This window comes from Arcticibacter sp., from assembly GCF_053551015.1.
The window spans coordinates 214,342-225,781 of record NZ_JBMQOB010000015.1 but is presented as its reverse complement, the minus strand read 5'-3'; the positions used below and the strand labels follow the sequence as shown (position 1 = coordinate 225,781).

Below are 11,440 nucleotides of genomic sequence, written 5' to 3'. Positions count from 1 at the left end.
CTGTGTTGCAACAAATATAGATAGCTTTCGGTAGCAATGGCAGAGAGGATATCCTAAATCAACTATACAGTTCGCTGGAACCCCTCATAATACCCCTACATCACCACTACACAGGCCAATTATTATATACGGTCTGGTGCAATAGCAGTGTATAAATGAGGATCTGAGGGCCTACAACCAGTTCTTTTTAATGTCTCGTTTGATTGATTGAAAGAAATACTATTGGTAGATTTACTTTGATGAAGCTTCTTTATCTAACCATTATAATCTGCTTTATTTACCTCGACTCGGTAGCTCAAAATCCGATAGGACTGCCACAAGTTGTTAATTATAACAATCTGGAATATAAAGCAGGGATCCAAAACTGGGCCGTGGATCAGGACCGTGAGGGAAGGGTGTACTTTGCCAACAATGAAGGCTTGCTTTCCTTTGATGGCAAACACTGGAGGCTATACGCATTACCTAATAAAACGGTTGTTCATGCTGTGAAAGCGGCGGAAGGTACTCGCATTTACGTTGGGGCCCAGGATGAGATCGGCTTTTTTGAGCCAGATAGCCGTGGGATGCTGGTCTTCAGATCGCTGAAAGCCCTAATTCCTGTTTCAAACCGTCAATTCGCGGATGTATGGAATATCTGTCGGGCTGATAAGGCCACATTTTTCAGAACAACAGACAAAATCTTTTATCTGAAAGACGATGCCATCAAGGTGTATCGGACGGGTACAGAGTGGACATTTCTCGGAGAGACGGGGGACGCGGTATATGCTCAGGAGCGGAATAAGGGGCTAATGGTTTTCAGGGATGGAACCTGGCTGATTGCTTCGGACGACAAGGTCTTCAAAGAAGGGATTGTGACCGCCGTGCTCGATTATGCTCCGGGAGTAAAGCTGATTGCCACGCTTAAACAAGGCTTGTTCCTGCTATCGGACGGCAAACTCAGCAAGAAGCAGACAGCCCTCGACGGTACTTTTGAGACAAGCTATATCTATTGTGCCACCGCAATTAACAAAGATTGGTTCGCTTTAGGTACCACCTCTTCAGGCTGTTATATTATGGATCGCAGTGGGCACGTAGTGCAGCAGTTTTCAGGGACCGAGGGCCTACAGACGAACTATGTGCGCAACCTCTTTGTCGATAAAGGGAAAAACCTGTGGATTGCGCTCGACGACGGACTTAGCCTGGTGGCTATTAACAGTGCCGTGAAGCAGATCTTCCCTGATGCGAAGAAGCAAATCAGCAGCTATTCTGTGCGGATCTTCGATAAGCATCTGTATGTGGGGGCATCCAACGGCTTGTTTTATCTCCCCTTGAACATGGAAATCAAGGATCTCAGCTATTCGAAGGGGCAGTTCCGTGAAGTTAGTGTGCTAAAGGGACAGGTTTGGGGATTGGCTGAGATTAACAGGCAGCTTTTACTTGCGCATGAGGACGGTGTGTTTACCGTGCACGAAAATCTGCTGAACAGGGTGCCGGCGACTCAGGGGACCTGGCTTTTTGAAGCTCTTTCTGCCGTAGAGCCTTCTCCTTATACCATTGCGGGTACTTACGAAGGCCTGCAGTTGTTGCGCTACGAGCAAGGTGCGTTTAACGGAGCCCACACGATCGGGCCGCTGGAGAGGACCTCCTTACGGTTCATGGCTTACGATGGAGGTACCAATGTTGTCTGGGCTTCACACCCGTACCGTGGGGTATTCAGAATTCAGCTTTCCGCAGACTACCGCCGCATCCTGAACAAGAACATCCTGACGAAAGATGACGGGCTTCCGTCGACGCTGGGTAATTACATCTATCACATCAAAAACAGGATTGTTGCTGCCACGCAGGACGGCATCTATGAATACAACGAGGGAAAGAAGCGGTTCGAGCGGTCTGCATTCTTCTATCCCTATCTGAAGAATACTCGCGTACACTATCTTAAGGAAGACCAGTCGGGCAATGTTTGGTTTGTGAACGAAAAGAAGCTTGGGGTAATTGATTTCAATACCGGGTCGAAAGCCAATGCGGTTGTGTATATACCGGAACTTACCTCCCGCATTGTTTCGGGGTTCGAGCATATCTATCCTTACGACCAACAGAATGTGTTTGTAGGTTCCAATAAGGGTATTTATCATATCAACTTTCAGAAGTACAGGGAGATGCGAAATGAACTTCATGTGCTGCTTGCGCAGGTAAAGGTTTTCGGGGAGAAAGACAGCCTTGTCTTTGGCGGATATGGGCGGCAGCTTGCCGGCGAGTCCATGAAGCTGCCGTATGACCGGAACTCTATTCAGTTTGAGTTTGCTTCAACCCTGTTTGAGCAGCAGAATAATATAGAGTTTAGTTATCAGTTGAGTGGTTTTGACAGCCAATGGTCTGCCTGGGGTACCAAAGCAGAAAAGGAGTACACCAACCTTCCTTCAGGCTCTTATGTATTTCGGGTTAAGGCGCGAAATAATTTAGGAAACCAGTCGGCAGCCCTTGAATACCGGCTGACGATCAGTCCCGCCTGGTATGAAACCTGGTGGTTCTACCTGCTTTGTTTCATGGTTGCTGCAGGTGCGGTTTTCCTGGTCATCAGACGGCAGAAGGGGAAGCACCTGAAAGAACAGGAGCGGCTAAAATACCTGCATCAACTCGAGATGGAGCATAATGAGCGGGAGATCATCAAGCTGCACAATGAAAAGCTGACTGCGGATGTGGATTACAAGAACAAGGAGCTGGCATCAATCACGATGCACCTTGTGCAGCGAGGGAAGTTGCTGGCCAGGATTAGGGAGGAGCTCCTGCAGGAGACCAAAGACAGCAACAACAGCACCGAGCTGCGGCGTGTGATCCGGCTGCTGACGGAAGCGGAGAATAATGATGCCGACTGGGGCCAGTTTGCCCGGCATTTCGATCAGATCCATTCCAATTTTCTGAGCCGCCTGAAAGAGCGCTTCCCTGATCTGAGTTCAAATGATCTGAAGCTTTGTGCATATCTGAAGATGAACATGACATCAAAAGAGATTGCCCAGTTGATGAGCATTACGATCAAGGCGGTAGAGGTAAGCCGCTACAGGCTGAGGAAGAAGCTTCAGATCCCTTCGGATGTACCGCTGTTTGATTATTTGCTTAAAGCCATCGATTCCAGGGAACAGATGCAGGGTCCTTGATGACGTTTAGCTCTGTGAACATTTTAAGCCTGATTTGTTTAGGATAGATGCACTACAGATCTGCGACGACATCAGAAAAACAGGCGATCCCGATTATTGTGGCCTTTATGCTGCTGAAGCTGCTTGTACACCTTCCTTTCAATGGGCGTTATGGCTATCATGCAGATGAGCTTCTCTACATGGCCATGGCAGATCAGCCCGCCTGGGGATATAAAGAAGGTCCCCCTCTGATCTCCTTCATTACCTGGGCCGTATTGCAGGTTTCAGAAAATTCACTTTGGTTGCTTCGTTTGCTGCCGACGCTCAGCGGTGCTGCACTGATAGGTCTGACCGGATGGATCACGGTATTACTTGGAGGGGGACCGCGGGCGGTTCTCATAACGTGTACAGCGATCCTTATGGATCCGTCTTTTCTGGCGACGGGCTATATGATGCAGCCGGTCATATTCGATCAACTGAGTTGGGCCCTTTCCTGCCTGTTCCTGATCCGCTTCATCAAAAGCGCTGAGCAGAGCAATCTGCTATACCTGGGCATCACAGCGGGGTTGGGTATGATGAACAAGTTTTCTATTGCCGTGTACCTGTTCAGTTTGCTGGCTGCAGTAATGATGCAGAACCGGAGAGCATTATCCTGGAAGGACCTGTTGTTTGTTTTTCTTCCGGCATTGGTAATCGTGTTTCCGCATGTTCTGTGGCAGTTTCATCATGGTTTTCCGTTTGTAGATCAGATGGGTGAGCTGGAGAAATATTATTGGTCCAAGACAGACTATCCTACACTGTTTAAGCAGCTGGTGCTTGCTCATGGAATGTCGAGCCTCGTTTGGATAACGGGTCTGGTATGCCTTTTGGCTGGTTCAGCGCGCTTGCGGGCGTACCGCTTTGTTGGTTTGAGCTTCATACTTCTGCAACTCGTGTTTCTATACCTTCAAGCGAAGACCTATTATTCCTTTGGCGCTTTTCCTGCACTCTATGCTGCCGGTGCAATCTTGATTTCCGATCAGCTGGAGGTATGGAAAAAGAACTTTGTTAAGGTTGCCTTTTTCGTTACGATTATCATTTCAGGCTTAATGGCTTTACCTGCTGTAGTTCCCGTGCTGCCACTCCATCATACCGTTGCCTGGCTTGACGCCATGAAACGGTATACGGCTATCACCGGTCCTCTTCAATGGGATGATGGTAAGGTACACAGGCTTCCACAATATTTTGCGCAAATGCTGGGTTGGGAAGAGCTGGCGGCTCGGACTGTTGGAGTGCTCCGTTCAGTTCCCGAATCGGAAAGGACAAGAGCCCTGATCCTGACAGATAATTATCAACAGGCAGGAGCAATAGCATTCTACGCGAAAAAAGAAGTCCCCGGGATGGCTTCTATCCGGCCGAGTTTTTTCTCGCAGAGCAGCGCTCAGCACTCTGCTGCGGAATACACCATCCGGGTGACTTCGGGAAGGGATCAGAGTAGTGGGGTACCGGCAGGCCTGGTAAGCAGTCATCGCGTAGAATATCCAAACGCAGAAGTGAACGGCTCCGTAATTTACCTGATCAGACGTCCCGATGTACTGGCCTACCGCTCTCTTTAATAGCGGTTGTGGATCTCGGTCATGACCCTGACCATTTCTGCCCTGATCTCCGCTGTTGGGCGAGTATAGTTGTTGTTCATATACGAGTATATGAGGCGTTTGCCTTTCCGGGTAATGAGATAGCCGCTTTGGTTATGCACATTGGATAAGGAGCCGGTCTTAGCCCATACAAAAGCTTTTCCGTTGTCGGTTTTATATGCAGTGCGCAGGGTACCTGTAAGACCTCCGGCAGGCATCATATTGAACAGACGCTGTTCGTCGCCTGCCTTCTCCCTGAGCTTGCGAAGCAGGGCGATCATGGTTGCAGGAGTGAAGAGATTTTGCCGCGATAAGCCGGAGCCGTCGGCCCACTGTGGCTCATCAGGCAGGTCCTTCATGAATTTCTCCTTGCTATAGCGGATGGCTTGTTGTGTGCTGAGCGGTCCGGGCAGGGTAGAGGAGCAGACCAGAAGAAGCTGCTCGGCTACGAAGTTGTCGCTCGGAAGCATCAGTCGCCTGTAGACTGAGTCGGAGCTGGCCGAGTAAAGGGTTCGCGCACTATCCGGCATAGTCATCTTCAGCATTCCCAAAGGTCGCTTCAGCGTATCTGCCAGTAGGGCAAGTGTGAGTTCATCGCTTGTCTTCCAGGGAATTTCCTGCTTGAATCCTTTAGGAGCCTTTCCTGCGGGATATCTGAATACGTTACTGCTCAGGTCTCTGCTGACGGTATATTCATCCGGATGGAAAGAGGGATCCTGCTTCAGATAGATCTTCAAATAGGAGGGAGAAATGTGGAGTTCACCCTGGTCATCTGCGGAGATGATTGCGACATTATCCTGGAGGGGAAGTGCTGATATTTCAGCCTGGTAATAGGAGTCGTAGTCGCCATAGGGCCATCCCCTTCCATAGAAGTTCCCTGAGTAGTTTCCGGCAGCATAAAACAATTTCTTCCTGCTGTTCTTCAGGAGTTCATAGGCTTTAAGTGACTTCAGGGTGGTATGAAGAAAGGCGGGATCGCCGGTACCCCAGAATATCAGTGAGTCCTTTCTTTCGATATAGCGGAGGCCGGGGATAGAATCGCCCAGCATATTCAGGCAAGTGTAGAGGGTTAGAATCTTAGTATTGGAAGCAGGGGTGAAATACTTGTGAGCGTCTTGTTCGAAGATCATCTTGTTTTTGCCGAGGTCATAAAGAGCAAAGCCGGTAAAGTGATCGGCATTGACTGCTGAGCCGGTGATGATTTTTTTAATCTGACGCTTCTTGATTTTCTGACCGAAGCTCGCGGTGGCGGATAAAAGACAAAGTAGCAGCAGGAGGCAGGGGGAGGATGCTCGGAGGATCATGATGTGTGTGATGAGGAGATAAAATAATGTGTCTGAAATTTAAGAACTCTTTCGCATAAATTAAGCGTGCAGGAACAAACAAAATTTGCATTTTTGAAAAATATGCATGTAAAAAGATACGATTTCGACAGATATAAGGATCAATCATTTGAGAATCGCTTTGTACGCCATGCGGATGTGCGAAAACTCGTGCAGCAATCGGAAGAAAAAGGTATTTCTGTGTCAGTTCTGGGTGCCTCTGCTGAGAAAAGAGAAATATTCCGGCTGAGCCTGGGGTCGGGGAAGATTGTGGTGCTGCTCTGGAGTCAGATGCACGGCGACGAATCTACCGCTACGATGGCGATATTCGATGTGCTGAGCTTCCTGACGAGCGATGATGAGGAGAATAGGTTCCGGTCGATGCTGCTGCAGGCATGTACGTTTTACTTTATACCGATGCTGAACCCAGACGGCGCGGAACGCTGGCAGCGGAGAAATGCACAAGGAATTGATATTAACCGTGATTCCCTGGCTCTGCAGAGTCCGGAAGCACGTATCCTGAAAACACAACGGGATTTACTGCAACCTGCCTTTGCTTTCAATCTGCATGATCAGGATAGCGTTTGGTCGGTAACCGGAAGCCTGAAACCTGCACTGATATCCTTGTTAGCTCCTCCGGCCAAGCGCTCGCTGGAATTTACACCATCTATGCGCAGGGCAGTGCAAATCATTGCCGGCCTGTATGAACAACTGGAATTGGAAATACCTGGGAATACGGGACGCTGGAAAGATGAATATGAACCACGCGCCGCTGGGGAAACCTTTCAGGAAGCAGGGGTGTCGACCATCTTAGTAGAGTCGGGTGGGTATAGCGACGAAGCAACAAAGCAATACGTGAGGAAGCTTAATTTTGATGTTTTGATCGATGCCTTTGGGCAGATTGCTTCAGGTGAGACCCTGGATGAAGGTGCCGCTATGGAGGTCTACAGGAACGTACCGCTGAATACCAAGGAGATCTTTCATATAATACTTCGCAATTGCCGCTTGAGTACTGCCGCGGGTTTGATTTCGGTCGATATCGCGCTGAATCATGAGGCTATAGACGAGCAGGAGCAACGGACGTATCTGATCTCCGATCTTGGAGATTTGTCGACCTTCTCTGCATATAAGGAAATAGATGCTGAAGGTGCGGAGCTCTGCGGCGGATCGACAGAGCTGAATGTCAGAGCTAATTTCAGGTTGAGTAGAGAGGAAAAAATTATAATTTTTGAAGAAGGAACGCTTAAAGAGTATAACTTTGAGGGATGAAGCTACTGGCTCTCTTTATAGCTTTTATACTTCTTGCCGGAAGTCTCGACTTCTGTCAGGAAAGCCAGGACTGTAGCGCCGCCGCAAAGCAGGAGGTATGCAGCCCGCTTTGTCATTGCTCAGGCTGCGTTTTTTCTATCGTGCTGCCTGCGTCGGTTCAGGCTCCCGAAGCCCGTATCATTGCCCTTTCTGAATTTATCGATTTTCATCATTCACCCGTATTGCAGATGAGTTATTCCATCTGGCAGCCACCGCGGCTTGCAGCAGTTTAAGGATAATTTATTTTTTGTAAACGCTTAACAATACGAATGAAACGATATTTTATACATGCGTGTGTTTGGGCTTTCTGTGGCTCAGCATTTTCGCAAACAGAAGCTGTACAAGATACTCTGGGGAAAAAAGGAGATCTTGATGAGGTGGTCATTTCCACCACGCGAAGCAGCCGCACAATCTCGAATACACCTACACGATTAGAAGTAATATCCGGCGAGGAGCTGGATGAAAAAGGAAATATGAAGCCCGGAGATATCCGGCTGATCTTGAGTGAAAGTACGGGAATCCAGACACAACAAACATCTGCGACAAGTGCAAATTCGTCCATCAGGATACAGGGCCTGGATGGAAGGTATACACAAATTCTGAAAGATGGTTTTCCGCTATACTCAGGTGCGGCGAGCGGCCTGGGTTTACTGCAGATCCCGCCTTTAGATTTAAAGCAGGTGGAGGTGGTAAAAGGATCGGCATCTACCCTATATGGAGGAGGTGCGATTGCGGGACTGGTCAATCTGATCAGCAAGACACCCAGGAATGAGCGGGAGTTCAACCTTCTTCTGAATGGAACATCCGCGGGAGGGCTGGATGCCAGTGGTTTTTTCAGTGAGCGGTTCGGGAAGGCAGGCATAACTATTTTTGCTGCTCGGAACGCAAATAGCCCTTATGCCCCCGGAAAAAGTATTTTTACGGCCATACCGGAGTTCGAGCGCTTTACCTTCAATCCGAAGTTGTTCCTGTATTTCAAGGAGGGGGCGATGCTCAGCTTTGGGCTAAACAGCAGCTTTGAAGATCGCCTGGGAGGAGATATGCAGTACGTGGACGGCGAGCGTGGCAACACAGACCGTTATTTCGAACGAAACAAGACCGAACGTATGTCTACGCAGCTCTCTTTCAGCTACCCGGTGAGTGAAAAAGCGGAGTTCAACGTAAAGAACAGCTTGAGCTACTTCAACCGCCGCATTGGAATTCCCACCTATTCCTTCAAAGGCAAGCAGTATGGCAGCTTTACAGAAGCCAATTATGTGCATACAGGCGAGAAGCTGGAGTGGATCGGAGGTCTGAACTTGTGGACCGATGAATTCAAAGAGGACATGCAGCTGGGATTTCCGGCGCGAGACTATACGCAGACAACCGCGGGTGCATTTGTTCAGCTGAACTTTAAAGCAGCAGAATGGATTGAACTGGAGAGTGGTTTTCGAAGTGATTATGTTGTTGATTACGGTATAGCATTGCTGCCTCGCATCTCCGCGCTGTTCAAGCTGAATCATCAGCTGACCTCCAGGCTGGGTATGGGTATGGGTTATAAGGCTCCTACCATCTTCACGGAAGAAAGTGAACGTATTCAATACCGGGGAGTGTTGCCCGTATCGTCAGATGCAAACCGTCTGGAGAAAAGCTATGGGGCAAACTGGGATGTGAACTATAATACAACGGCATTTGATGATGAGGTGACAATCAGTATCAACCAGATGTTTTTCTATACCTATCTCAATCATCCGCTGACGCTTGAACCTATGGGGGATGGGAACTACCGGTTTGAGAATATTGGTGGTCATATCGACAGCAGGGGAATGGAGACCAACCTGAAGATCACCTATGCGGATCTGAAGTTATTTCTGGGATATAGCCTTACGGACGCAAAGATCCATTCGGGAGACCTGAAAATACAAAATCCGTTGACCGCGAAGCATCGCCTGAACAATGTGTTGATGTATGAGTTGGATGAGAAGTGGAAGTTGGGACTGGAAGGATATTATTTCAGCAAACAGAAACTAGGCGATGGCCTAACCGGAAAGCAATACTGGATGTTCGGTCTTATGGCAGAAAAATTGTGGGAGCGATTTTCTCTCTATATCAACTTTGAAAACTTCACGGACAGGCGACAAACCCGTTTTGACAGTATCTACACTGGACCGTCAACACAGCCTGTTTTCAGGGATATTTACGCACCTCTGGATGGATTTGTGGTGAATGGCGGAATTAAATTCAGGCTTTGATAATATTTAAAAAAAATAATTACAACTACTTATTTTCTAGTTTGTTGTTAATCAGTATATTAAAATGTTACTTGATTTTTGCGGGAATAATTCATATGAGGAAAATTCTTAATTTCGTGCTGAAATAATCGTTTTGGACTTTACCCATGTGAAGAAATCGATCAGGGGTCTGATCGCAATGCGTATCTCGTTGGATCCGTATCGGACAGAGAAACCTGAATAGTATTTAAAATTTAACTATGATATTGACAAATATCCCTTTTCCCGAATTTATTAAAGACTTCGAGGAAACACTCGATCACCTCTTTCATGAGAAAGAAGATATTAACCAGCTGAGCCTGGAAAGAGGTTTGCCCCCTGAAATCATCAATGGTATTATGGCGAAGCGGCCACTATCTGTGGCTATCCCAGAGCAATACGGTGGGCGGGGTTCAAAGGTGAAAGAGTGCCTGGGACTACTTGCAGCTGCGTCGTATGAGTCGCTGCCTCTTTCTCTTACATTTGGGATCAACATTGCTTTATTTCTTGAGCCCATTTCAAAATATGCGAATGAAGAGGTGAAGCAGGGAATCTTCAACCGTTTCCTGGAAAATCAGAATATGGGTGGGTTGATGATCACGGAGCCGGGATATGGCAGTGATGCACTGAACATGAAGACTGCTTATACGCAGACCGAGAACGGTTATAAAATCAAAGGAAGTAAACATTGGCAAGGGCTGACCGGACTTGCGGACTATTGGCTGATTGCGTCCCGCAAAGAGACCAATGGGGAGCTTGGCCGTGATATCGATTTCTTTATCTGCGAAGGTGAGAAAATTGTGGTGGAAGAGATCTTCGACAACGCGGGTTTGTACATGATTCCTTACGGACTGAACAAGCTGGATCTTGAAGTGCCTGCTAACTATAAACTGCAGCCGGAATCTACCGGGATTAAAATGATGCTGGATATTCTGCACAGAAGCAGAATGCAGTTTCCTGGAATGGGGATGGGCTTTATTAAGCGCATGCTGGACGAAGCAATAGGACATTGTAAAAACAGGATTGTTGGAGCAGGAAATCTGCTGTCTATTGATCAGGTTCAGTTTCAGCTTGCACGTATTCAGTCGGCCTTTACTATTTGCTCTGGAATGTGTTCAAGAAGCAGTGACATCAGCAGCATCGATAACAATCTGGCAGCAGAAGGGCTTGAGGCAAACAGTATGAAAGCTGTTGTGACTGACCTGATGCAGGAATCGGCGCAGTTGCTGGTTCAGGTGTCGGGAGCGAATGGCTACCGGATCAGCCACATTGGGGGTCGCGGAATTATGGACAGCAGGCCGTTCCAGATCTTTGAAGGTTCGAACGAAATGCTGTATACCCAGATTGCTGAGATGATGACGCGGGCGATGAGAAAAGGGAAACAGTCTAATGTATATGCGTATCTTAAGGAACTGAAGCTTACAGCGCAGGCTTGTGAATATTACAAGAAGGATCTGAGCTTTGAGTTAAGTGCGACACTTACTCAGCGTAAGATGGTGGATCTGGGTAAGGTATTTGCGCGTGTGATCTGCACAGAATATGTTCTGCAACTGCAACAAAAAGGGTTCAGGAAAGACCTTATTGAAAACAGTATCCGAATGATCCAGCAGGAGATATCAGGACTCATCTGCGCTTACCACTTTGACAACACCGTTCAGGTAGTAGATGATTATGCTGAAAACAGCTCATGGCTGAATCTTTAATATTCCTTTTAGATCTATCTAAAAGGAATATTAAAGAATTGATAAACGCCAAAAGGCCCCTACAAGGGGCCTTTTGGCGTTTATGCACCGGGCGCGGTCATACCTACCTGCAGTTTTTCGCGGATTTTCTCTAAG

General features: G+C 47.8%; 7 protein-coding genes. 6 read left to right on the top strand and 1 reads right to left on the bottom strand.

Annotated elements, in window-relative coordinates; translation table 11 throughout:
* Nucleotides 1-239 precede the first annotated feature (239 nt).
* Nucleotides 240-3,131 carry a triple tyrosine motif-containing protein gene (locus tag ACO1NU_RS09360; RefSeq protein ID WP_448818211.1) on the top strand — a complete coding sequence of 964 codons (2,892 nt, stop codon included), beginning with the start codon at nucleotides 240-242 and terminating at the stop codon, nucleotides 3,129-3,131.
* Nucleotides 3,132-3,178: 47 nt separating this feature from the next.
* A complete protein-coding gene (locus tag ACO1NU_RS09355) occupies nucleotides 3,179-4,705 on the top strand; it encodes a glycosyltransferase family 39 protein (protein ID WP_448818210.1) in 1,527 nt (508 codons plus the stop codon).
* On the opposite strand, the gene ACO1NU_RS09350 is transcribed toward ACO1NU_RS09355, so the two are convergent.
* Nucleotides 4,702-6,027 carry a D-alanyl-D-alanine carboxypeptidase/D-alanyl-D-alanine-endopeptidase gene (locus tag ACO1NU_RS09350; RefSeq protein WP_448818209.1) on the bottom strand — a complete coding sequence of 442 codons (1,326 nt, stop codon included), beginning with the start codon at nucleotides 6,025-6,027 and terminating at the stop codon, nucleotides 4,702-4,704. The genes ACO1NU_RS09355 and ACO1NU_RS09350 overlap by 4 nt on opposite strands.
* A gap of 102 nt (nucleotides 6,028-6,129) precedes the next feature.
* Between ACO1NU_RS09350 and ACO1NU_RS09345 the strand changes: the two genes are divergently transcribed.
* From ACO1NU_RS09345 to ACO1NU_RS09330, 4 genes are all read left to right on the top strand, one after another.
* Nucleotides 6,130-7,314 carry a M14 family zinc carboxypeptidase gene (locus ACO1NU_RS09345; RefSeq protein WP_448818208.1) on the top strand — a complete coding sequence of 395 codons (1,185 nt, stop codon included), beginning with the start codon at nucleotides 6,130-6,132 and terminating at the stop codon, nucleotides 7,312-7,314.
* On the top strand, nucleotides 7,311-7,586 hold the full coding sequence (locus ACO1NU_RS09340) for a hypothetical protein (protein ID WP_448818207.1): 276 nt from the start codon (nucleotides 7,311-7,313) through the stop codon (nucleotides 7,584-7,586). Before ACO1NU_RS09345 ends, ACO1NU_RS09340 begins: the two co-directional genes overlap by 4 nt.
* Nucleotides 7,587-7,622: 36 nt before the next feature.
* Entirely contained in the window at nucleotides 7,623-9,584 is a 1,962-nt protein-coding gene (locus tag ACO1NU_RS09335; RefSeq protein WP_448818206.1) for a TonB-dependent receptor plug domain-containing protein, read from the top strand.
* Between the two features lie 239 nt (nucleotides 9,585-9,823).
* The gene (locus tag ACO1NU_RS09330; protein ID WP_448818205.1) at nucleotides 9,824-11,305 is read left to right on the top strand and encodes an acyl-CoA dehydrogenase family protein; all 1,482 of its coding nucleotides are present in this window, start codon (nucleotides 9,824-9,826) and stop codon (nucleotides 11,303-11,305) included.
* Nucleotides 11,306-11,440: the final 135 nt, after the last annotated feature.

Bases quoted from the DNA above. Each gene is read 5' to 3' on its own strand.
- ACO1NU_RS09360 (WP_448818211.1), top strand. From the start codon at position 240: ATGAAGCTTCTTTATCTAACCATTATAATCTGCTTTATTTACCTCGAC.
- ACO1NU_RS09355 (WP_448818210.1), top strand. From the start codon at position 3,179: ATGCACTACAGATCTGCGACGACATCAGAAAAACAGGCGATCCCGATT.
- ACO1NU_RS09350 (WP_448818209.1), bottom strand. From the start codon at position 6,027: ATGATCCTCCGAGCATCCTCCCCCTGCCTCCTGCTGCTACTTTGTCTT.
- ACO1NU_RS09345 (WP_448818208.1), top strand. From the start codon at position 6,130: ATGCATGTAAAAAGATACGATTTCGACAGATATAAGGATCAATCATTT.
- ACO1NU_RS09340 (WP_448818207.1), top strand. From the start codon at position 7,311: ATGAAGCTACTGGCTCTCTTTATAGCTTTTATACTTCTTGCCGGAAGT.
- ACO1NU_RS09335 (WP_448818206.1), top strand. From the start codon at position 7,623: ATGAAACGATATTTTATACATGCGTGTGTTTGGGCTTTCTGTGGCTCA.
- ACO1NU_RS09330 (WP_448818205.1), top strand. From the start codon at position 9,824: ATGATATTGACAAATATCCCTTTTCCCGAATTTATTAAAGACTTCGAG.